Genomic DNA, 24188 nt, shown 5'->3' with positions numbered 1-24188 from the left:
CAAAAATAATATGTCCTTCACTCCTTAAAAATTGCCATAACACTGTTTAGATCACTATTTCACTCAGAGCAACCCATGCAAACTACAATAGCCGTTGTTCCAGTCCTCCCATCCGTAACCCATCAACCAGACGTCAGCTCGAATGTTCCATCGTCTACAATGCGATCGCCCAAGCATTTAGTTATTATTGATCCGCAGATCGACGATTATCTAACACTGGCGTTTGGGTTAGTAGAAAACGCTGCCCTGTTCATTCTCGATCTTGAGAGCGATGGGGTGATGCAAATAACCTCTGTACTTCATCAATATCCTACAATCACCGCGATTCATCTGCTCTGTCACGGTTCTCCTGGCTGTCTTTATGTGGGGAATACTCACCTCAATCTAGATACGCTCGATAACTACACGTCTCAGTTACAGCAATGGCACAAGCCTAAACCCAATCAAACTCCCGCTCCCTCCCTGATTCTCTATGGGTGTCGGGTGGCAGAAGGAGAGACTGGAACCCAATTTATTCACCATCTTCATCAACTGACAGGCTTGCCCATTGCTGCTTCTAGCACACCCACAGGACAGGCAGAACAAGGTGGTAATTGGGATTTAGATGTCACCATTGGAGCCGTTGAAGCTAGCCTTTGCCTAAACGTAGAGGCGATCGCAGCCTATCCTGCCTCACTAGCATCAGGAGATCTCGATACTACGTTTGGTGACAGTGGCATTGTCACCCTCGATCTTGCCGATGACGATAGCATTTCCAGTCTTCTGTTGCAACCCGATGGCAAACTCATCAGCATTGGGACTGCGTTAAATGATCTTGCTTTAGTTCGATATAACAGCGATGGCAGTGTTGATAACACCTTTGGGGAAAATGGCATTGTTCGAGCAGACTTCACGCCTGACTATGCAGGATACAATCAACCAGACTCTCCTGGAGATGCCATTCTGCAACCAGATGGCAAAATTGTTGTAGTGGCTCAAGTCTGGCTTCGCGAAGATCTTTCCTCCAATGTTGTTCTGACTCGCTACAACACTGATGGTAGCGTTGATACTAGTTTTGGTGCCAACGGCATTATTTTTCCCTCACTATATTTCAGAGATATTAATAGCGTTACATTGCAACCCGATGGCAAGATTCTAATTGCCGGTTCTGTAATCACAGGCTCCATCTACTCAGATTTTGTATTATCACGCTACAACGCCGATGGCACAATTGACACCAGTTTCGGCAACAATGGTATTGTTAGTAGTCAAGCTGGATCTAACCCTATCAATTTTGCCCAAAGTGTCACGGTACAACCCGATGGCAAGATTGTTTTGCTGGGATATACCAATGACACACTGCCTTATTATGAGAGCGAGTTGCCATCTTTTTCTCCAACGCTCTTACGGTACAACAGCAATGGTAGTCTCGATACCAGCTTTGGTGATGGAGGGGTTGTCCAAACTGACTTGGGGGGTAGTTATAACTATTATGTATTTGACAACCGCTCTGATGTCCTTCTCCAACCAGATGGCAAACTCGTTGTCACAGGCGACGTAGGGGGGGCATTTACCATCGCCCGCTATAACAATGACGGTAGCTTGGATAGCTCCTTTGGAGCAGGGGGCATCGTCACAACCGATTTTTATCCCGACCTCGATGACTACGAAAGTTCTGTGAGTGCGGCTCTCCAACCGGATGGCAAGATTTTAGTCGTTGGCTCGTCTGGGCTTGCTCGGTATAACAACGATGGTAGCCTCGATAGCAGCTTTGGCAATGAGGGTAAAGTTTTTAGCGGCTCAGGCAGCAACCTGATACTTCAACCAGATGGCAGTATTGTGGTAGCCCAAACGCTTGGCTATTTCGACGAAAATTACCACTACAAGTATGACATTCTCCTTAAAAAGTACACAGGAGACGGAGACATTTCTACAGTTAATCATGCCCCAATTGTGGCTCGTCCACTGGTCAATCGAACGATAAGAGCAGGGTATGATTTTTTGATTGCCATACCTGGCAATAGTTTCATCGACCCCAATTCAGACGATACGTTGACCTTCAGTGCAACCCTTGCAGATGGCAGTCCTTTACCTAGTTGGCTCAGCTTTGACTCCAGCAAAGGGTGGTTTAGCGGTACGACCGCCTGGGATTTTGGTACTACTTTGTCTATTCAAGTGACAGCTACCGATAATTTTGGCGCATCTGTCAGCGATGAATTTGTGTTGACTGTCGATGCAATGCCGAATTACAAGCCTTTTGTCAGTTATACCATTCCTGATCAAGCTTCAACCGCAGGGTTTCTGTTTGATTTCACTGTACCCAGTAGTACATTTTTTGATCACAATCCTGGCGATGATCTGACTCTCAGCGCAACGCTTGCCGATGGTAGTGCTTTGCCCGATTGGTTGACGTTTGATCCAGCAACCGGGCGTTTTAGCGGCACCGCAGCGAGTAACGACGTTGGCGTCCTTAATATTCAAGTGACAGCCACGGACGAGCTAGGTGCCTTTGTTAGTGATGTTTTTGATCTGACCATTGGTGAAGTCGGTTTTGCTCCACCCCCAATTGATTTTGCCAGCGGTGTTGCAGGAATAACACGAATCGGAACAGCCGCTAATAACACGTTAGAAGGAAAGCAAAATAATGACATTCTTCAGGGACTTGGAGGGAGCGATCGCCTAAATGGCAAAAAAGGAGATGACCAACTTGATGGAGGCGATGGTAACGACCATCTGCATGGCGATCATGGCAATGATTTTCTCAACGGGGGTGCGGGTAATGACCAGTTATTAGGTGGCAGGGGCAATGATGTGTTAGTAGGGGGTGCTGGCATAGATACTCTTGCCGGAGGTAAAGGTCGAGATTTATTTGTCTTCAATAGTCTGGCAGAAGGTGGCAGTGCAAATAGACAAAGTGAACGCATCATAGACTTCGACAGCAAAAATGATTTAATTGACCTCCGAGGGATTAATATTAATGTTCCTTTTGAGACGCTTACGCCCTACATTAAATTCACTCAATGCGTCCAATTAGTCCAGGTAGGGGCAAACGTCGAAGTTAGAATTGATGCAGATGGCAGATACTTGAATCTAGCATTCCAGACACTGGTAACATTGACCAACCTATCTGCGGATCAGATAGGCTCCCGTAACTTTGTAATTACCTGAAGCCCTTTCAAACCATCCAAAAATCGGCATTGTTGAATCCAGGCACGAAATGTGGAGAGAGAGTCGCGCGGAGCGCGACTCTCTCTCCACAACTTGTCCTTCACGCCATTGAGAATGACTATAATTAGCTATTTGATGAGAAACACAACACCTGGGGTCTGTTTTAAAAGTTGTTTTTTCGGGCGCTTCGCGCCCGAAAAAACAACCCTCTTAGTGGGTTTTAAAACACGCCCTAAGATCCAGGGTTTCAAAGTGGGGTTCTATTGATTAATTCTGAAGTCAGCAAGGCAGATGAAACCAATCCATTCGTCCACATTCCCGTATTGGCAGCGGAGGTGGTAGCGGGTTTAGCGGTGCAACCGGGCGGGCACTATCTCGATGCGACCGTTGGTGGGGGTGGGCACAGTCGTTTGATCGTGCAAGCTGCACCCGAGGTTTATTTAACAGCCCTGGATCAAGATGAACAGGCGATCGCCGCTGCTCAGGCTAACTTAGTAGACTATAGCGATCGCATCCAATTTCACCACACCAACTTTGCCAACTACAACCCTGGCAAGCAAACATTTGATGGTATCTTGGCAGATTTGGGCGTTAGTTCTGCCCAGTTTGATATTGCGGCACGGGGGTTTAGCTTTCGCCACGAAGCTGCCTTAGATATGCGGATGAATCAACAGCAAGATCTAACAGCCGCCGATGTCATTAATTATTGGGACGAAGTCAAACTAGCAGAGATTTTCTATCTCTATGGTGAAGAACGCTTGTCGCGCCGCATTGCCCGTCGGATCGTCGAACGCCGCCCGTTTCAAACCACAACCGCACTGGCAGAGGCGATCGCCCATTCTGTACCCCCCAAATATCGCTATGGTCGCATTCACCCAGCCACCCGTGTGTTTCAAGCATTACGAATTGCCGTAAACCGAGAATTAGAGGTATTAGAAACATTCCTGAAAACGGCACCACAGTGGTTGAAACCGGGTGGACGCATTGCCATTATTAGCTTCCATAGTTTGGAAGATCGGATGGTAAAACATGCGTTTAAGGAAGCTCCAGAATTAGCCATTATCACCAAGAAACCGATTCAGGCAACTGAAGCAGAAATCGCCCAAAATCCTCGTTCTCGCTCTGCCAAATTACGCATTGCCGAACGGCGCTCTACTAGCGATTGAAACGTTCAGGTCTATTGCTGTCCCACCGCTTTCAAGGGTAGGCGTTCTCGATGGCGTTCAAAGATTATTTTTCAAAACAGGCAGGGGATTATGCTCGCTACCGACCTCGGTATCCAGCCGAGTTGTTTGCTTATCTGGCAAGTCTCACGGCAGGTCATAACACCGTTTGGGACTGTGCCACCGGAAATGGTCAACTGGCGTTGGGCTTAACGCCCTATTTCCATCAGATTTTTGCGACAGATGCCAGTGTCCAACAGATTTCTCAAGCCTTTCCGCACGAGCAGATCCATTACTCCGTTGCCCCGGCAGAAAATTCTGGTTTACCCGATAGAAGTGCTGACCTGATTACTGTGGGACAAGCCCTGCATTGGTTTGAGCTGGATACCTTTTATCATGAAGTGCAACGGGTGGGAAAACCGAAGGCTGCGATCGCCATCATTGGCTATGGTCCGTTTGAACTGCTGCAAGCATCAGACCCTATTCAGGGTATCGTTGACGACGTTTGTCGCTTAATTGAACCCTATTGGACACCTGAACGGCGGATTGTTGAAGCTGGCTATCAAACCCTTCCGTTCCCGTTTGCAGAAATCACCCCACCCAATTTATGGATGATAGCTCATTGGACGGCTGATGAACTGATGGGCTATCTCTACACCTGGTCTGCCACTCAGCAGTATGTCACCCAACAGGGAGAGGCAGCGATCGCAGAGGCGACCGAAAAATTGCGAACAGCGTGGAGCCAGCAAACCCTACTTTTACAAGTCCGCTGGCAACTCTTTCTCAGAGTCGGGTATTTGTAGGACATCGGGGGGGTGGAGGCAATACCCACACACAGGGGTAAAACCCCTGCACCCCGTCCTAACCCTAATGCGTACCTCGTACACGATTTACCTACTAAATCAAATGGTTCTTAAAAATTTACAGCTACCAAAAGTCAAATTTTGCTATTGGGAAAATAAATTTCTCTCATGAGAACTAGTACACCAACTTAAAAGTTTTAGAAGGGGTGAAGGGGTTCCACCCCTTCTTGGGGGCGCAGCCCCCAAACCCCCATGCTACAAAATTTGGTGTTTGCAACACTAGTACAGCAAAACGAAAGTTTTGTAAGGGGTGAAGGGGTTCCACCCCTTCTTGGGGGCGCAGCCCCCAAACCCCCATGTTGCAAAATTTGGTGTTTACAACACTAGTGATGAACAGTCCTGAGGATCGTGGATTGAATAAACCCGAAGATTTATTTTTGGAAGCGCGGCGGAGCCGCGCTTCCAAAAATAAGCTTCCGGATTTTAATTAATTTGTGATCCTAAGGGATTTTAAGGAGACTGTCCTAGACACTTTTATACTCGATATAGCTCATCTGTTCTTTAATACTTTTCTATATAATTGAAGAGTCTGGGCAGTCTCAGCCCAAGCATCTACCCAGAGATATTGGAAATATCAGGCACAACCTATCTCCGTAGAAAGACTCACAAGATGAAGGTTTCCTGTAAAGTGCATTTATGAAAGGCACCCCGGACTCGATCCCAACGTCAGCTAGGGTTTGGGAGAGTACGGCTTTAGAGGTAACCTCTCTCTATAAAAATATTGAGGTGCGTCTGCATAATTTCAGGTCTTACATCCGATAAGTGGGTATGAGCTTGGCGTGGGGGATACAGGGTTTGTTTAATTATTTATGAAAAATTTACCGGAATTTGCCGGATCGCGGTTGAGGATCTCCAGCAACAGGTAGATTCACGTCTCAGCAGTGATGACACTCTGATTTTTATCCACCAATCTTTCTCCAGAAACGCCATACCAATTCATTGACTGAACCTTCCCAACTGACTGAAGCATTGATACTTAATTCACTTTACAAATTCCGAATTAAGTGTCCTTTTCATCAGGCTAGGTTCGGCATTTTTGTTTTTTCAATCGCTGAGTTCGAGTCATGGTAGTGTATAATCTTTAATTTTTCGATAATTATGGTTGTCATGAGTTCTGGAATGACTGAAAATCGACCATCAGGGGGCGCTCAATTTAATCCTTTGTCGCGGAATCACCATTTTCAGCGCAACATTCCTAAAGCTCAAGAGATCATCTATAACTACTTACTGGAAATTGTTAGAGATTGGTCTCCAGACGATGTTTTAGAAGAATTTAAGCGCCTGTTTATTCAGCACAACAATACCGTTAGTTCGACCACCCTGCCCTCTCTGTATGAAATTGTTTTTGCCAATCAAGAACAAGAGTTTCGCAACACCTTAAAACGCTCTTGCTATATCTTGATCAACAACTGGGATATTGCTAGAACCCACGAACCCATCCAAAAACTAATTCAGCTATTCGACGACCCCATTTTAAAGCGGAGCACCGTTTCTCCTACGCTGCAACGCCTGCGAAAATGGTTACAAGCCTTTGTCAATAGTAAAGATTTTGAAGAACTCAAACTCTTTATTGCTAAATATGAGGATCGAGATCCCATCCATTGGCGGGAGCGCTATACCTCTTATTTGCTAGTGCCCCAGTACATCGATTTAAACAATCCGTTAGAACAGCGGCAGGCAGCACGAGCGCTATCCAGGCAACTCAAAGAAAGATTCAAATTTGATTTAGCCATGTATACGGCACGCTCCCAATCTGCTATGTCTAGGGAACAGTTGCCTAAAAATCCAACGGCTTTAGGAGATGAAGTGCTTCGCCTGATCAAATCGATTGTGGTGAAACGGGGTCAGTTTAGCTATGCGAATTTGGCAAACATTTTTATTAGCCAAACTCAAAATTTGACTTATAAAGATTTCAAGAAAAGCTTACAAAAATATTTGATTTTTTCAGTCGGAGATCAAGGATTTTCTAAAACTTTAAAAAAACAATTATCTGAAAAGTTAGATGCACTGTATGTCAATCATCATGATAAGTTAATTGATGATGCATTACTGTTGCGCACCTGCAACCGTGTGATTGAATATCTCACCACTGAAAATCACCAAGATCCTTCTCCACTATTTGTGACGTTGCTCTCTCAGGGCAGTCCTTTAACGCTAGTAGTTGTGCTGCTTAAGATCATTTTGATTTGCAGAAATGCTCGTACCCATTTAGAGGCACGCATTGCTAATTTGATCGAGCATTACAAAGACATGCCGGAAGCAGAGTGTCATTGGGTTGTGAACTTTTTTGAGATTTTTCGAATTACGATGTCAATCTATGCAGAAAACATTGAATTTAGTCTGGTCAGTATGCAAAGTACCTGTCCAGATTCTCAATTTCCCAATGCCCAGGCTGTTGTGGTAACAGGCAAGGGACTGGACACGTATCGTATTTTTTCACAGCATAAAATGATCAACACGATTGATGTTGACTCTGAATTTCTGGAACAGTCCATGATGAGTTCTGGTGAAATTCTGCCGGAAGACGAGACGAGTCCGACAGAAGAGCCGCACGAGGACGTATGGAAATAATCGGTTCCTATGCCCTGACGGATAGTGATATTGATGTCATGATTTTTTGTGGCGCGGGCGACGCTCGCGCCACAAAAAATCATGACATTTCAACGTCATAGGGTTATCAGGGCTATGGAGAGTTCCACAGGCATTCCCCTTGCGAATGGTTGAAGTTTACCAATCGTATTCCAGTTGACCTTGATCAATTTTGGTTTGGACTAAGATGCGGTACAGTTCCAGTTCGTCAAAGGTAACTTTGCCATCGGCTGCCATACTCGCTTGAATCCTGTCCATTTCGTGACGTGAAATCCTGCCATCGGCGATCGCCTGTTCGATGGTGACTTTTAGATGTTCCAGTGCTCGGATGTCTTCTAGAGAAGGTGTTGGGGCATTGGGATGTTCAACTTTCATGGGAATCCCTCCTGAGAACAAAATGATGCGTTGTTCTAGTGACCCAAGTGAATGAACCCTAATGAATGAAAGGGTGCCATCTATGATCCTAAGCCAGTTCTACCACGATTGTGCCGCAGTCACATCCCCTGAAAAATTTGGGTTTGGCATAATTCTTCACTGAGAACCAAACTTTTGTTTCGCTTGTTCATAAACCTCAGGGGTAATTTGAGCGATCCCCAGTTCTTGGGCAAATTTTTCGATTTTTTTGCGGGCAGCAGGCCGAACAAAAAAGGGAATTTCTTTTAAGCGGGCTTCGGCTTCAGATGTCCATTCTACGGAGCTACTCATGCGGGGATCGGTTCCATCGCGCGGAAAATTTCTGGAAAACCAATCTTACCAAGAGACGAGTCTGTTTAGTCAAAATCGGGTCTGAAAGCGATCGCCACGTTCATTGCCACGTTAATTGTAGATGAAGTGCTTATCCTCTGAGTAGACGTTACTTCTAAAACGTTTATGATTACGATAGAAATAATTCGATAAGCTTTACTTAACTTTACAAAAATACGGAAAGTGATACATTAGCGTTGTAGTAGGGAATGATAAGACTGACAAATGTCAGACGTTTGCCATTGACGTTGCCATTAACGAAGCGGCTGATGCCCAGATGGCTTTACCAAAACTCGGAAGGGAACTATGTCACTTACAGGTCTAATTCAAGGGCTGAACACCTTTCACAACAATTATTTCAACGATCATAGAGAGTTGTTTGAGCGCCTCTCCACCGGACAATCTCCAGATGTTTTGTTTATTACGTGTTCGGATTCTCGGATTGACCCCTGTCTGATCACCCAAGCCCAACCCGGTGAACTGTTTGTCATGCGGAATGTGGGCAATATTATTCCTTCGTTTGGCGCAGTCAGCGGGGCAGAAGCCGCCGGAATTGAATATGCTGTGCAAGCGTTAGGCATCAAAGATATTATCGTCTGCGGGCATTCGCACTGTGGGGCAATGAAAGGGTTGTTGCAGGTCGGCTCGCTGGCAGAGCAAATGCCCTCGGTATATGACTGGCTCAAACGTCACGGTGAAGCCACCCGTCGGCTGGTGATTGACAATTATGCCGGACTAAAACCTGAGCAGATGTTGAAAATTGCGATCGAGCAGAATGTATTAACGCAAATTGAAAATTTAGAGACGTATCCGACCATTCGTTCTAAATTGCATGGTGGGCAACTCAATCTTCATGCCTGGATGTATGAAATTGAGACGGGCGTGGTATTTGTTTACGATGCCGGATCGCGGCAATTTATTCCGTTAGAAAAACGGTCGTATCCGGTGCCTGATCCGTTGATCACCACATCACCGATCGCGGCTCCTGTTGCCCCTGCGGCATAGTTATTTGACTTAGCATCACAAATTAAAACCCGGACGATTTATCTTTGGAAGCGCGGCGGAGCCGCGCTTCCAAAGATAAATCGTCCGGGTTTATTAAATCTATGATCCTTAGTACTTTGGGTGGTGCGGGCTGCGCCCGCACCACCCAAACTCATTATTTCTTTAAAAGATGCAGCACCCCTCCCTGCTAACTATGGGCGATCGCCCCAGATCGACGGCGATCGCCCACCGCTGTAATTTGTCCCGCTGCATCTTGCATCACCGTATGCACGCCACCAAAAAACATATTCTGCGTTTCCCAAAACACCACATCCCCATCAAAGGGAAAGGTAGAGCGATCGACTGTTAAACCCTCCAGCCCCGGTTCTAGATTAAACGTGCCATTTTCCCAATGGACTCGCGGACTGTTGACCGCATCCGTCACCGACATCTGAAAGTCGATGATATTGGAAATCACCTGTAAAATTGCTGTGCGAATTCGGTTAGACCCTCCCGATCCCAAAACAATTTCTGGCTGGTTGTGGTCATTTAAGACCATCGTGGGAGCCATCATCGAAGAAATCCGCACATCCTCCTGCCACTGATGAAAACCATTGGGATGCAGATCGGCTTCTCCCAACATATTGTTGAGCATGATGCCCGTTCCCGGAATTACGTAGGACGATCCCTCGCCATTTGAAGTCGTCACACTGGCAGCATTGCCGTCCTCATCAATAGCACTGATATGGGTCGTGCTGCCCCATTTGTTGACCGGATGGCGATCGCTCAATAGTTGCTGGGTATAGAGCTGAAGATGGGTTGTCGATAGAAATTGAGGAATGACATCGGGGTCATATAAGCGAGTGTCATACCCATCTTTTCGTGCCTGGTTAGTGAGGTTCATCACTTGCGCCAACACTTGCAAATGCTGATCGGTGCCAAAGGCAATCGAGTTCAAATCGAGATGGGCTAACAAGGCTAACGAAAAGGCAATTAACGCACCTCCCGAACTGGGAGGCGGATTGGTCAAAAAGGTGTTGCCGCGATAGCAGGTGGTCAGCGGTTCGCGTTCAATAACGCGATAGTTTTGTAAATCTTCTAGGGTTAAATAGCCTCCTTGCTCCTGACAATCGTTGACCAATTGCTGCGCCAATTCGCCCGTGTACAACGGTTGAGGTCCCTGTTCAGCAAAATATGCCAGGGTGTCAGCCAATGCTGGCATGGTTAGCGTATCGCCCGGTTGCAATAGCGTCCCTTGGGGTGCGATCGCCTCTGCCATTTCTGGAGATGCCAGCCAGATGGGGCTAAGAATTTTGAAACAATAGGCTTGAAACGAATCAATTTCCACACCCGTTTTAGCGTAGTGAATTGCCGGTTCGAATAAAACGTTGAAGGGCAATCGTCCCAGCTTTTGATGCACATGAAACAGTCCGGCGATCGCACCTGGGACGGCAATTGAACCTAAGCCCACATGAAACTCTTGAATCACAGTGCCAAAGTTGACTTCGACCGGATAGAAGTTGATCCCCTGGGAATTTTTTCGATACCGGGGGGTTTGCGTAAAAAAATCAAATAATGTGTTGTGATTGTCGTGGGTGTGGGCAAGCAAAAATCCGCCGCCTGCCAACGACGTTAGACACGGTTCAGCCACACAGGATGCCAAGACGGCAGCGATCGCCGCATCAAACACATTGCCCCCCAACCGAAACATTTCAATGCCCGCTTCAGCCGTTTTAGGATTACCAGCGGCGATCGCTCCACGAGTTTTTGTGCCCATAACAACGCAATGTGATATTTCTTGAGTGAGATTCTTTTTGTTCTGTTGGCTAAAGACTAATGACTTCAACCAAACTCCGCTTGCTCGGTGCTCTCAGATTATCGCAAAGTCCCAGCCTGTCTGTATGGATGATGCGGGTAGGTCTTGTGATCACAGTTGCCTTTATTTTGATTGCGCTGTTTGCACCCGTGATGCAGTCATGGGGTTGGTTGCAAGACCCCATGGAGTCATTGTCGAACCCCATCCATCAGCCCCCTACCGCAGACCATTGGTTTGGCACCAGTCGCCAGGGCTATGACGTCTTTTCTCGTACCCTGTTTGGCAGTCGGGCTGCTTTGCATGTGGTTGTTTTAGCTACGTTGATGAGTGTGCTGGTGGGTGTGCCGGTGGGATTGTTGAGCGGCTATCTGGGGGGACGGCTCGATCGGGCGTTGTTGTTTTTGATGGACACCATTTACACCTTACCGGGACTCTTGTTATCCGTTACATTGGCATTTGTGGTCGGTCGAGGCGTGGTGAATGCGGCGATCGCCTTGAGTATTGCCTATGTGCCTCAATATTATCGAGTCGTGCGTAACCATACCGTCAGCGTTAAGACCGAGTTATTTGTAGAAGCGGCTCAGGCAATGGGTGCCTCAACCTGGCGGGTGCTGTCGCGGTATTTGTTCTTAAACGTGATTCAGAGTGTTCCTGTATTATTTACCTTGAATGCTGCCGATGCTGCCCTGACGTTAGGAGGTCTGGGGTTTCTGGGGTTGGGTTTGCCTGACCAAACGCCCGAATGGGGGCTGGATTTGCGACAAGCGTTGGATGCACTACCGACTGGCATCTGGTGGACAGCCTTGTTTCCTGGGTTGGCGTTGACGACGTTGGTCACAGCGCTATCGCTGGTGGGCGAAGGGTTGAATGAGTTTGTCAATCCGTTATTGCGACGGGAAAATTGGAAGTAGAAAAGAGCGTCTGAGCATCGGTTGCATTGACAACCGGCTTGGGTTTCAAAGCAGACAGATAATTTTTGAGAGCGGTGCAAAGCACCGCTCTCAAAAATTATCTGCCCAATCCCTAAGTTAAACGAGCATCCCTTACGATAATTTCAGAGCGGATGAGGTCAACGGCTAATGTCCAGAACAGTTTGGAATGTATTGGGAGTCGCTTGCATTGGGGCAGCACTATTGCTGTGGAATTCGACCCAAGATCGGTTGCTCGAAATTCCCCCAGATCAACAGCAGGTTTTGTTTTGGGGAACCGTCGGCTTCATGATACTCTGCGCGATTTTGGCGATCGCTTGTTTTTTCCCAAAATCTCACCCCGTCACGATTCGTTTTATTGGCTTACTCGGCGTCGCTGGCTGCCTCTTTTCCCTTTATGGCATGTTTCATAGCTCTAGTATTGCCTGGGTTAGCTCAATTTTGCGATCGGCAGTAATTTTGGGCGTGTGGTTGCCCGGGTCGCTGTATCTGGTGGTCAAGGGAAAAATAACAGATGGATAACGAAAACTTTGGATCATTCCTTAACAGGTAGTGGTATTCAATGATGTGCTCAATTTCTAAAATTCCTAATACATACTTTTGTAAGCTACGGCAATAACCCCACTGGATTGTTGGCTTGCACCCGAACTCGTGCCCGAATGTCTTTAGAAAGTTGACTCACTGGCTCAACGGTTCAATTAATTGACGTTTAACCGCTTCGGCTAAGGCGGTAGCTTTTCGCAGTAGACCCTCTTGATAGATTTGCATCAGCGTCTGTAGTTCTGGGCGCTCAGTTTCAGCTAAAAGACCTGCTTGTTGGCGATCGAGTAATGCACTTAATCGAGCATCTTGTGCGGGTTCCATCTGGAGTTCAGTTAGGGCAAGTACTTGTTCGTCAGATAGATCAGAGACAGGCTCCAGATCCATTGCGTTTGCTCTGACAAGTGGGATAGAAAGTTGAATCGTATCGGCTAAAACGCTCGAAATATCCCGATTTGCCAATCGAGCAAAGCGTTCAGCATGTTGATAAACATCGTCGGGTAAGGTAATCGTGATTTCGGTGCTCATGACTCTCTTGGTGTTGAACTTTAAAGAGGTCTTTTATGGTAAATATAACGCTTCGCACCTGGGTAGACTACGGCTCTCTCACCATAGCTTGTACTAGACATTGACTATCAATCCCCCAAGTGGGTGAGTTATTTGGGGGAAGTGCGATCGCTACAATTATCTGTACCCTCTATCTGATTGCCCTCTCTAGACTGGCATGGCTACACCGCTATGCACTCAGAAGTAAGCGGATGGTGTGTTAAAAAGTGACACGTAGCGCCGCTTTTTAACACATCACCTGCCCCAATGCGGTCGCGTCAGACGAACAGTAGGAGAATGGTGATCAACATACGTGTTATCCAAGGATTTCCCCAATGACCTTGAGCAATGCCCCTTCTGACTCAACGCCACTGCGAATTTTGATTGTTGAAGATGATCCGGTTATGCAACTGGGTTTAGAGCAGTTTTTTGATAGCTGTGCAGAATTTTCTCTGGTAGGTCAGGCAAGTGATGGCTACTCGGGTGTACAACTGGCGCTCAGCATCAAGCCTGACTTAGTACTGATGGATATCGGCTTGCCACAATTAGACGGTATTGCAGCAACTCAGCAAATCAAAGCCGTTGAACCTGATATTCGCATCATGATGCTAACGTCACATACGGCAGACACCGAAATGATGGCGGCGCTGTCAAGTGGAGCCGATGCTTACTGTGTCAAGGGGACGAGTGTTGAGCAATTAAAAGTGGCGATCGCAGCTGTCGAGCAAGGTGCAACGTATCTCGACCCACAAATTGCCCGTCGAGTGCTAGAGCAACTGAAACCGTCGAACCTCAACTCACCCCCGACAAATCTTGAACAACTATCCGAACGCGAACTTCAGGTGCTGAAGCTAATTGTCGAAGGCAAAAGCAATCCTGAAATTGCAGCGATTCTCTATCTCAGTTTGAGTACGATTAAGACTTACGTGCGAGGAATTTTGAATAAACTGTCTGTCGATGATCGGGTACAGGCAGCCGTTCTAGCTTTGCGATCGGGTTTATTTTAGAGTGCAGATTGTTTATCAATGGCTACACCCCTACGTCAGGTCAACACACATTGAGTTAGGGCGTGTTTTGAAACTCGCTAAGAGGGTTGTTTGTCGGGCGCTTCGCGCCCGACAAACAACCTTTAAACCCCTATTCAAACTATTCAAATTGAGGTAGAACCCAGGATTTAACCGTCGTAGACTCCGTGAATTAGCGGAGTCTGGATCATTTTTTATTACTCTTATCCCTATCCGTGGGCATCCTAAAACTATTCATAGTGCACTGTCTATGACATTCAACCTTTTGTGCCAAACTCTGCACCTCCTGCCACAAAAGGATCTTGGGGTTTATCGGGAAGGGAATAGTTGATTTGTAGACCCTACGGGCATTAAAACGGATCAAAATATTGCTGGAGGTTGCTGAAAAAGCTGTAGAGATTAAGATGATTGGAACTTACACCCCAGGGTTAGTAGCTCTCTCATTTGCGATCGCAGTGGTCGCCTCCTATGCTGCATTAGATCTGGCTGTGCGTTTGCCCTCGGTTATAGGAAAGCGGCGTTTGCTGTGGCTTTGGGGTGGTGCAGTCGTCATGGGCGGTGGTATCTGGTCGATGCATTTTGTGGCAATGCTGGCATTTCAGTTGCCCCAGACCGTGCGTTACGACGGACTGACGACTCTGCTGTCTTTGGTGTGTGGCATCAGTGCATCGGGAATTGCCCTATGGCTGCTCAGTCGCTCCCACAATCGCCTGCCCATCTTAATCGGCGGCAGCCTGTGTATGGGCACTGCCATTAGTTCGATGCATTACATTGGCATGGCTGCTCTACGATTGCCTGCACAGATCCACTACGACGGGTGGTGGGTAAGTGGGTCTGTGGCGATCGCCTTCAGCGCCTCATTTATCGCCCTTTATCTGGCGAACCGGCTACAAAATTCTGACGGCACCAGAGTTGAACATTGGCTGCAAAAAAGTGCCAGTGCTTTAGTCATGGGAATTGCCATCAGCGGTATGCATTACACCGGGATGGAAGCCACTCATTTCATTCCCCAAGCTAATCTAATCGTTGAACCATCCTCGCACCTGAGTCAATTTTGGTTAGCCGTGGTCATTGGTACAGTGACCTTATTCATTTTAAGTTTGACCCTACTTGCCTCTGGATTTGACCAGCAGCTAACGATCCAGGCGGCTCGCGAACAAACGCTACACGAAAGCGAAACTCAGTTTCGCCGCTTGATCCGCGATATGCCGGTCGGGGTGATGCTGCTCAATACCGATGCCGAAATCTTGATTTGCAACCCAGCAGCAGTTCAATTGTTGCACCTCAAGACCGATCCAGATTTAACTCAAACATTTGGTGATGGGTGTTTATTTTTACACAGCGATAATACTCCGTTCCTGCCGGAACAATTACCTGTTCAACAGGCGATCGCCACACAAACCCCGGTTCAAAATGTTGTCATTGGGGTTGAGCATCCCGAAGCCCCATCTCGCCAGTGGCTCCTGGTTAACGTAGACCTTGATTTGACACCAACTCAGGAAATTAAACAAGTCATTTGTACGATTAGCGATATTAGCGATCGCAAGCATGCAGAAGCTGCCTTACAACGCAGCAATACCCGGTACCAAAACTTAGCCGACAATGTACCGGGGATGATCTACCAATTTGTGCTCTATCCCGATCGGTCTAGCGCCTTTTTATACGTCAGTCCGGGGTGTCGAGAAATTTTTGGGGTAGACCCAGACGCACTGACCGGCAATATAATTTCACCCTGGAAGATGACTCATGCAGATGATGTGGCATTGTTGAATGAATCCATTGCTCTGTCTGCCAGCCAGCTTCAGCCCTGGCATTGTATCTGGCGAGTCTATGTCAATCAGCAGTTGAAGTGGTTGCAAGGGGTATCTCGTCCTGAGTTGCAGGCGGATGGCAGCATTATTTGGGATGGCGTTGTCACCGATATTACGAAACGAAAACAGTCTGAAGAACTTCTCCGAGAAGGTGCCGAATGCGATCGCACCATCGCACAAGTGATTCAGCGAATGCGCCAAACATTGGATTTAGCAACGATCTTTCGGGCGACCACCGAGGAACTCAGACACGCCACAAAAAGCGATCGCGTTCTCGTCTATCGGTTTAACCCAGACTGGAGTGGAGAACTCGTTTCTGAATCCGTTGCCGAAGGTTGGAAACAACTGGTCAACGCACAACCTCAGCAATCGAGCCTGACTCAAAGTACCGTCGATCAACCGGGTTGCATTATTAAAACACTGACCAGCGACATCAATTTTATTCAAGATACCTACCTGCAAGAAAATCAGGGTGGCATCTACCAAACTGGAAAAGCCTACACCTGCATTCCAGATGTCTATCAAGCTAATTTTGATCCGTGCTACCTGGACTTGTTAGAACATATTCAAGCACGCTCTTACATCATCGTACCGATTTTCTGCGGCAACCACTTGTGGGGCTTGCTGGCAACTTACCAAAACTCAGCACCTCGCACCTGGAAGACCACCGAAATCAAAATGATTGTCCAGATTGGTACTCAACTGGGTGTCGCAATTCAACAAGCAGAACTGCTTGTCAAAACCCAGCAGCAAGCCGAAGAACTGAAGCAAGCCAAAGAAGCCGCAGATGCAGCCAGCTACGCTAAAAGCAACTTTCTTACCAATATGAGCCATGAACTGCGAACCCCTCTCAATGCCATTCTGGGGTTTGCCCAACTCATGCATCAAGACGCGACGATGTTGCTAGAGCATCAAGAATATCTCAACATCATTAGCCGTAGCGGAGAACATTTGCTGAAGTTGATTAATGATGTTTTAGAAATGTCCAAGATTGAAGCAGGGCGGACGTTGTTTAACGAGAATCGTTTTGACTTACATCGCCTCATTTTTAGCATTGAAGAAATGCTGTATCTCAAAGCCCAAGTCAAAGGCTTGGAGCTCATGGTTGAACAAGCACCTGATATCCCTCAATACATCAAAACGGACGAAAATAAACTCCGGCAAGTCCTGATCAATCTCGTTGGCAATGCCATCAAGTTTACCCAGCAGGGCTATGTCAAATTATCGGTCAAGGCGATCGCTTCAGCCTCAGCCAATCAAGACTTGCAAAACGGATTCATTGATCCCTCAACGCCTCAACCCTTGATGCTCTACTTCGAGGTTGTTGATACGGGCCCCGGCATTGCACCCGAAGAAATCGGCAGATTGTTTGAGCCATTTGAACAAACAAAAACGGGCTTAAAATCCGAAGAGGGAACCGGGTTGGGCTTACCCATTAGCCAGCATTTTGTCCGGTTGATGGGTGGCGAGATCACAGCCTACAGCCAAGCCAATGTCGGTAGTGTGTTTCACTTCACGATTCCGGTCATTTTAGTCGAGCAAACAGGCATCAAACCCAGTCAAACTCTGGGTCGAAAGGTGATTGGCATCGTACCCAATCAGCCCCCCTACCGGATTTTGATTGCCGAAGATAATCCTGTGAATCGCTTATTGTTAGTACGGCTGTTAGGCTCGCTCGGGTTTGAAATCAAAGAAGCAGAAGATGGTCAGCAGGCGATCGCCCTTTGGAAAAGCTGGCAGCCCCACCTGATTTGGATGGATATGCGCATGCCCAACCTCAATGGCTATGAAGCAACTCGGCACATTAAAGAATTACCGGGAGGTCAAGACACTATTATCATTGCGCTCACCGCCAGTGCCTTTGAAGAACAACGACAGGATAGCCTCTCGGCTGGGTGTGATGATTTTGTCCGAAAACCATTTCAGCGCGAAGAAATATTGGAAAAGCTCAACCAATATTTGGGGGTGCAATATTTGTATGCCGACGAGATTCCCTTAGAAAAACAACCGCATCCCCAATCTGCCTGGGGATCGCCCAACTCGAACCTATTAGTGCATGATATGCCGGAAAAATGGATTAAACAATTGCATGAAGCGGCGTTGCAATGCAATGATCTATCGATTTTTCAGCTCATCGAAGAGATTCCTCCAGATGCCCTGCCGTTGATTACCACTCTAAAAACGCTGACCGACAATTTTCAGTTCGACCAAATTGCCAAATTAACCCAATATCAATCTAAGACAGCATAGCAAGGATGAGCAAAATAACGCCGATCGCCCCACAGGCAATCATGCTATAAAACGTAATTTGAGCGATTCGATCCGCCGCTTGAGTAAGTTCCTCTTCCGTTTTCAAGGTAATAATAAACCTTTGCTTGCCATCCGTCGGTTTTTGTAGGGTGAGTTCACCCCCACTATCGCTCACCGTTCCCACGACCAGGGCTCGACGACGTAAGGGCAAGATCGATTCAGAGTAGTGATAGCCTAATGTCCGGCGTCCGCCAAAGGTTTCATTGCCCAGCGCTAACGAAAACTGACCAAACGATAACAACCCCCCTCGGCTTTGCTCTTGACGAAACTCATCTAAAATTTTGATGACTTCAATATCTGCCCCGTCTGGATTGACGGAAACGTACCCGGTCTGATCATTTAATTGGAAGGGTGTCGATTGTTTATGACTAGAAATCACCTCTGATCCGCGTTGAGTTTCTTGATAGGTTTTACCCTCATCATCTTTACGAGTCACAGTTTCTTCGTACTCGCGTTTGACTTCCATTTTGTAGTAAACGCAAGGTTCTTGTTTGAGCTGAGAAATGATGGGATGTTCGCATTCAATGGTGCCCGTCACTTTGACATAGTCTCTCCAATCGCCACCGCCAATTTCTTGGGCGATCGCCTGTGACATCTGGGCTAACTCAGCCACTTTTGCCCCTCTGGCAGTACGAATGCTAAATGCTTTATTTCGCTGACTTTTTTGCACAAAGAAAAGGACAATCCCGATCCCAATCAAAACCAATCCGATAATAGCCATAGCCATGAACCTGCGTCTCCCAACCACGATAACGACCGATCGCCACCAAAAACATCTTGACTGAATCGATCCGTTCTTGGTCAGACATTGAAATAGAGAGTTACAAAACGACGGTCTCTTTTCTTACGGATCACAAATTAAACAAAACCGGATGTTAATTGTTGGAAGCGCGGCGACGCCGCGCTTCCAACAATTAACATCCGGTTTTCTTAGATCCACAATTCGCAGGACTGTAGCCACATTGCGGATTCGTGCCCCCAGGGCACGAATCCGCAAGTGTCCAGACTAACCCCTAAGCAACAATGGCAAATTGGCTAGCGGTTACGGTTGGCGCACCCTGGAACTGGGCGATCGCCACCGCCGCCCCTGCGCTAAAACCATCCAGGTCAAATCGTAATATTCCCGTCTCGGTGTCATACAAGAAATGTGGATTACTACCAATTGCCGTAGGCTGTATGCCACTCACAAACGTACCCGTCGGCATTGCCGTGGCACTCAGCGGCACACCCGCGATGAGATTGCCGCCAAACCCGCTGGCAGAAATTTGCAACAGATCATCGTCAGCAAAATCAGTAATCGTATCCAATCCTTCACTGGCAGCTGCATAGACAAACGTATCTGCCCCGCCCCCGCCGGTCAGCATGTCACTATCTGCACCCCCCTGCAACACATTCGCGGCAGCATCCCCGACGAGCGTGTCACCATCCGCATGGGAACTGGTATACAACGGCAGCAGAAAACCACTGATTCCGCGCAACAAACTATCATCGTGAAGCAACGTTTGAGTCACGCCATTTTGGGTATCTTCAACCAAAATGTTATAGGTGCCATCAACATATCGTGATTCACCCACACCCACGATGGAAAGAGAAGACTCATTGTTAATAAACGCAGGTTGATCACTGGGAATATCATTTGCCCCTCCAGCCGGATAAATCAAGCCGCCTAGAATTTCTGTTTGCCCACCGTTGGTGGTTTCAACGATTGTTCCCGATTGTTCGGTCTTTAGCCCCAAAATCCAGAGTGTGCCACCATTGTTGATGATTTTTGTCGTCGTTCCTTCAGCATTCAGTTGGCGTGCCCAGACTTGCTGATGGTCAAACACCCAACCCGACCCGACCACATCTTCCAAAAACAACCGACCCGTTCCAGTATTGCGGTATGCGTCTGCCGCCGCCGCCGTAAAGTGGCGTACCACCAACGTTTTTGAAGACGCATGCTCAATCCAATGAAAGTCTCCCCCCAGCCCTAAAGTACCGCGAAGATGTTCTAAAACCGTGACCTCTTGAGTATCTCCAACAAAGCGAAATACGGGCAAATCTTGATTTCGCAACGGATTGGCAACGGTAATTTCAGAGCCATATCCAGCACCCGTAATCATTTTTACCGAATCACCCACTGTCAAGGTACTACTGACGGTGTAAGCGCCAGTCGGAAGATAGATGGTTGAATATCCAGAATCGAGGGCTTGCTGAATTGCCTGGGTATCATCCAGACCATCGTTGGGAATTGCCCCAAATTCAGTAACACTCATCCACTGGCTCAAGTCGTCATATTGAATAGTGGGGGTGTCTTCAATGGGTAAATTGAGCGAGGTTTGAGCCGTAGGAAATAGACTAAAAATTTGCCCCCCTTGCGAGACATTGGAAACATATTCGTGAATGAAGGTGCCCGGAACTGCCACCCCATTATTACTAATTGCAGATCGATAGCCCGACGTACTGATATTGCGGGCGTACAACGTTCCTGCAAACATCTGGATGGCTGAAGTATTGCCATTACCACCCGTCAAATTAGCATCTACTAACGTAATGATGCCACTCCCCGCATTTCTAGACTCAATCACAGGTACGGTGTTTTGACTGGTTAAGCCGTGAATACTCAGGATATTGCCGACATTCCGAATGCCCACTATCCGTTGATGGTCTAACGCCAGGTTTTCAAAAACCATGCCATATTCGGCGTGACGCACCTGCATACCAAAGTCAAAGCCACTAATCGTGACATTTTTCACCAACCCAGGTCCCGGCCAGGGTTGGGTGAGTGCCAGTCCGGTATGCCCCCTATAGTTGGGGTCACTAGACCGAATCGTGACATTTTCAATGCCGCCCTGATTATTGTTGATAAACGATAGCCCAACGGCACCCGGATTCCCGGTTCCGACATCAAGGGTTAGATCCGATACAGAGTTGCCAAATGCAATTCCTGTACTGATTCCTTCAAAGAAACTGATAAAGGGTAACGGTTGGGTTGGATCTTGAAAGTCAGGAGCATAATCGGCTAACTTCAGGATCGTTCCGGTCTGGCTTTGCCCCTGTAACACTAACCCGCGTCTGGCTTGTTCGCCCCAATTCAAAGCACGTTTGATCAAGTAGGTGCCATCGGGAAAGTAAAGTGCTTTGTTTTCTGCCATGGCTTGTAAGATAGCGGCAGTATCGTCGGTAATGCCATCGCCTACAGCACCATAGTCTTTGACATTGACAAATCCCAAATCCTCCGGAAAGACTCGTCCGGTCGCTGGTGGCACGGTACTGTCATTATCAATGATTGTCACAGTCGCGGTATTCTGAGCCCCAATACTGGCTCCACCCGTGGGGGATTCCAACGTCAGGGTCAGGGTTTCATCAGTTTCAGCAAGACTATCATCGGAGATAGGAATATCAATTGTTTGCTGGGTTTCTCCGGCGGCAAAGTTAACCACTATTGCTGTATTGTCGTAGTCTTCTGATGCCGTTGCTGTGCCATCAACCAGATTGAGCAACGCACTCACGGCTCCATCACTGCCATCGGTGCGCTCAACGGTGATGCTTGCCACTAAGCCATCTTCGGTGACACGATAGTCTGTTGCACTCAGTTGTAAGGTGCCTGCACCCGGCAATGGATCGGTGGTGGCATAGAGTTGACTCTGGGGGATGATCTCCTTGGTCTGGCTGGTGCTTGACCAGGACAGTTGCAGGTTTGCCGTATCTCTCAGATCGTAATATTCCAGGCGAATCTCGTAAAACTGATTGGCAGCTAGGGTGATTGTGCCGCTATCTTCAGTAGTTCGGTGCGATCGCCAATTATCAATCAGTAATTCACCATTGACCCAAAGCCTTACCCCTTCATCGGAATCGGTGTAAAAGGTGTAGGGTTCTGAATAGAGACTGTGAATTTTACCACTCCATACCACTGAAAAGTTATTGGCAGCAATCAGGGCATCGGGAGACCCTAAATCCCAATTGAAATCGATAGTGCTATCGGTGCGAGTCAGCACTAAATTGTTAAAATTACGTCCGCTGTAATAACGACCCGTCAGTCCTGAACCTGTCATGAATCAATTCTCCAAACGTCATAGATTATGCGGGGGAACATGAAGTCTAATTCGGTCAATGAAGTTCGATGAGCGTGGTAGATATCCCAAGCTGGCTAACCATCCTGGTTCTAATCGCAGCGCTCGGTGGAATTGGGGGCAATTAAACCGCCATTGAAATAGGCACAACTGAAATAGGCACAGCAATATTGCACTGCCAAAAGCATTGATTCTTTCAGCAGTACCCTGTTTAAGAGGATGGCGATCGCCATCCCAACTCAGACAACGAGATCTAAACCCTTGGGCGATTGATAGACCGTCTTATGAGTTATCACCCTAACCGTCAAGTTTTACGCCAGGTATGCAATCGGTGATGCATTATGCTTACACTTGCAACGTTCAGCCATGCTATTGCTGAACGGCAGCTTTTTTTGCCGATGAAACCTGCGATTTCACCAGCAAACAGTGGACCCCAAACTAGCCATGCCCAGGGGAAAGAGTGTGACCTCTGGCAGGACACTCACAAGTGTTTTCAACGTTAATGACTACACCTGCTCAAGCAACAATTGCGGGTAACTTTTAGAGATACATCGCTATCTTTAAATCTGAATGGGGCTGTGAAACCTGCGGGTTCACAGCCCCATTCAGATCCAAAACCAGGTCATGATTTTCTGTGGCGCGGGCGTCGCCCGCGCCACAGAAAATCATTGCTGTTTTAGGGCTATCCCTTTACAGATTATCGAGTGCGCCCTGTTTGACAGCGATCGCCAATCCCGAAAAAACAATGATCATGACGACTAGCGCAAAGGCAGCCCCAAGAGGCCAGTTATACGAAACCCCAAACTGCGATGAAATCACATTGCCCAGCATGATGCCACTGGGACTACCCACCAAACTGGGGGTAATAAAATCGCCCATGGTGAGTGAAAAAACATTGATAGAACCTGCCAAAATACCCGGAGTTACTAAAGGCAAGATGATGCGGCGAAAGGTCGTTGCCGGGGGTGCGTTGAGGTCGGCAGAGGCTTCTAATAAGGTATCGGGTAATTTTTCAAAGGCGGTGATGATGGGCAAGATCATGAAGGGCAACCAGACATGCACAAAGGTAAGGATGGTAGAAAACTGATTGTAAAGGAAGATCTGGCTGGGTGTTTTCAAAATGCCCAGGGACAGTAGAGCCGTATTAAGCACGCCGTTGTAGCCTAAGATGATTTTCCAGGCAAACACCCGCACCAAGTAGCTCGACCATAAGGGCAGAATTACTAAAATTGTCAGCAATGTGCGATAACGTCCTCCATATTTGGCGATGAAAAAGCCGAGGGGAAGGGCGATCGCTATATCAATAACCGTTACGGCTAAAGCTGTCGTTACGGTTCTAACAATAATTGTGCGATAGGCAGTATTGGTCAGAATCGTTTTGAAATTGACCAGGCTAAACTCTTTGACAATGTCGAATCCTTCCAATCGCCAAATGCTATAAGAAATCAGCAATGCCAACGGGATGAAGTACAACACCGACATCCACACCAGCGGGGGGAAGAGGGAAGCATATAGCCCGATGCGGGGTGGGGTCTGGCGTTTAGCATTTGGCTCAGCAACAGGATTCATCATCATTTTCTATAGGGCTACCTGATTTTTAGGGTGGTCTATGGTGCGGGCGAAGCCCACGCCATAGACCACCCTAAAAAACGTTTTAGTACTCCCCATC

The 24188-nt window shown here is 47.4% G+C and carries 16 protein-coding genes; 9 read left to right on the top strand and 7 right to left on the bottom strand.

The window, feature by feature from the left end; all coding sequences use genetic code 11:
• The first annotated feature begins 75 nt into the window (after positions 1–75).
• The 4 genes from ACR6Z4_RS05685 to ACR6Z4_RS05670 all read left to right on the top strand — a co-directional run bounded on the left by ACR6Z4_RS05685 (position 76) and on the right by ACR6Z4_RS05670 (position 7744).
• Positions 76–3147, top strand: a complete 3072-nt coding sequence (locus ACR6Z4_RS05685; RefSeq protein ID WP_479716262.1) for a DUF4347 domain-containing protein — start codon at positions 76–78, stop codon at positions 3145–3147.
• A 266-nt stretch (positions 3148–3413) separates the two neighbouring features.
• Positions 3414–4313, top strand: a complete 900-nt coding sequence (gene rsmH / locus ACR6Z4_RS05680; RefSeq protein WP_479716288.1) for a 16S rRNA (cytosine(1402)-N(4))-methyltransferase RsmH — start codon at positions 3414–3416, stop codon at positions 4311–4313.
• A 50-nt stretch (positions 4314–4363) separates the two neighbouring features.
• Positions 4364–5113, top strand: coding sequence for a class I SAM-dependent methyltransferase (locus ACR6Z4_RS05675; protein ID WP_479716261.1), 750 nt, complete (start codon positions 4364–4366; stop codon positions 5111–5113).
• Positions 5114–6292: 1179 nt separating this feature from the next.
• Complete coding sequence (locus tag ACR6Z4_RS05670; protein ID WP_479716260.1) at positions 6293–7744, top strand: hypothetical protein; 1452 nt, start codon at positions 6293–6295, stop codon at positions 7742–7744.
• A gap of 156 nt (positions 7745–7900) precedes the next feature.
• Here the strand turns inward: ACR6Z4_RS05670 and ACR6Z4_RS05665 are convergent, their stop codons facing one another.
• On the bottom strand, positions 7901–8137 hold the full coding sequence (locus ACR6Z4_RS05665; protein WP_479716259.1) for a hypothetical protein: 237 nt from the start codon (positions 8135–8137) through the stop codon (positions 7901–7903).
• A gap of 156 nt (positions 8138–8293) precedes the next feature.
• A complete protein-coding gene (locus tag ACR6Z4_RS05660; RefSeq protein WP_479716258.1) occupies positions 8294–8467 on the bottom strand; it encodes a PCP reductase family protein in 174 nt (57 codons plus the stop codon).
• A gap of 345 nt (positions 8468–8812) precedes the next feature.
• Between ACR6Z4_RS05660 and ACR6Z4_RS05655 the strand changes: the two genes are divergently transcribed.
• Positions 8813–9511: a carbonic anhydrase gene (locus tag ACR6Z4_RS05655; protein WP_479716257.1), complete on the top strand. Its 699-nt coding sequence runs from the start codon at positions 8813–8815 to the stop codon at positions 9509–9511.
• A 187-nt stretch (positions 9512–9698) separates the two neighbouring features.
• Here ACR6Z4_RS05655 and ggt read toward each other — a convergent pair whose 3' ends face one another.
• The gene (gene ggt, locus ACR6Z4_RS05650; protein WP_479716256.1) at positions 9699–11267 is read right to left on the bottom strand and encodes a gamma-glutamyltransferase; all 1569 of its coding nucleotides are present in this window, start codon (positions 11265–11267) and stop codon (positions 9699–9701) included.
• 59 nt (positions 11268–11326) lie between these two features.
• Between ggt and ACR6Z4_RS05645 the strand changes: the two genes are divergently transcribed.
• Both ACR6Z4_RS05645 and ACR6Z4_RS05640 read left to right on the top strand, forming a co-directional pair.
• Positions 11327–12217, top strand: coding sequence for an ABC transporter permease (locus ACR6Z4_RS05645; protein ID WP_479716255.1), 891 nt, complete (start codon positions 11327–11329; stop codon positions 12215–12217).
• Positions 12218–12385: 168 nt separating this feature from the next.
• The gene (locus ACR6Z4_RS05640; RefSeq protein ID WP_479716254.1) at positions 12386–12757 is read left to right on the top strand and encodes a hypothetical protein; all 372 of its coding nucleotides are present in this window, start codon (positions 12386–12388) and stop codon (positions 12755–12757) included.
• A gap of 156 nt (positions 12758–12913) precedes the next feature.
• Here ACR6Z4_RS05640 and ACR6Z4_RS05635 read toward each other — a convergent pair whose 3' ends face one another.
• Entirely contained in the window at positions 12914–13303 is a 390-nt protein-coding gene (locus tag ACR6Z4_RS05635; RefSeq protein ID WP_479716253.1) for a hypothetical protein, read from the bottom strand.
• 353 nt (positions 13304–13656) lie between these two features.
• Here ACR6Z4_RS05635 and ACR6Z4_RS05630 point away from each other — a divergent pair, with 353 nt between their 5' ends.
• Both ACR6Z4_RS05630 and ACR6Z4_RS05625 read left to right on the top strand, forming a co-directional pair.
• Positions 13657–14328 (top strand): response regulator, encoded by a 672-nt coding sequence (locus ACR6Z4_RS05630; protein WP_479716252.1) that lies wholly within the window; start codon positions 13657–13659, stop codon positions 14326–14328.
• A gap of 386 nt (positions 14329–14714) precedes the next feature.
• A complete protein-coding gene (locus ACR6Z4_RS05625) occupies positions 14715–18407 on the top strand; it encodes an MHYT domain-containing protein (RefSeq protein ID WP_479716251.1) in 3693 nt (1230 codons plus the stop codon).
• Here the strand turns inward: ACR6Z4_RS05625 and ACR6Z4_RS05620 are convergent.
• The 3 genes from ACR6Z4_RS05620 to ACR6Z4_RS05610 all read right to left on the bottom strand — a co-directional run bounded on the left by ACR6Z4_RS05620 (position 18394) and on the right by ACR6Z4_RS05610 (position 24094).
• Complete coding sequence (locus tag ACR6Z4_RS05620; RefSeq protein WP_479716250.1) at positions 18394–19194, bottom strand: E3 ubiquitin ligase family protein; 801 nt, start codon at positions 19192–19194, stop codon at positions 18394–18396. The two genes, ACR6Z4_RS05625 and ACR6Z4_RS05620, sit on opposite strands and share 14 nt — an antisense overlap.
• Positions 19195–19480: 286 nt before the next feature.
• Positions 19481–22501, bottom strand: coding sequence for a glycosyl hydrolase family 28-related protein (locus ACR6Z4_RS05615; protein WP_479716249.1), 3021 nt, complete (start codon positions 22499–22501; stop codon positions 19481–19483).
• Between the two features lie 708 nt (positions 22502–23209).
• Entirely contained in the window at positions 23210–24094 is an 885-nt protein-coding gene (locus tag ACR6Z4_RS05610; protein WP_479716248.1) for an ABC transporter permease, read from the bottom strand.
• Positions 24095–24188: the final 94 nt, after the last annotated feature.

The organism is Calyptranema fuscum S582 (genome assembly GCF_055793305.1).
This window is presented reverse-complemented; position numbering and strand designations above follow the sequence as displayed.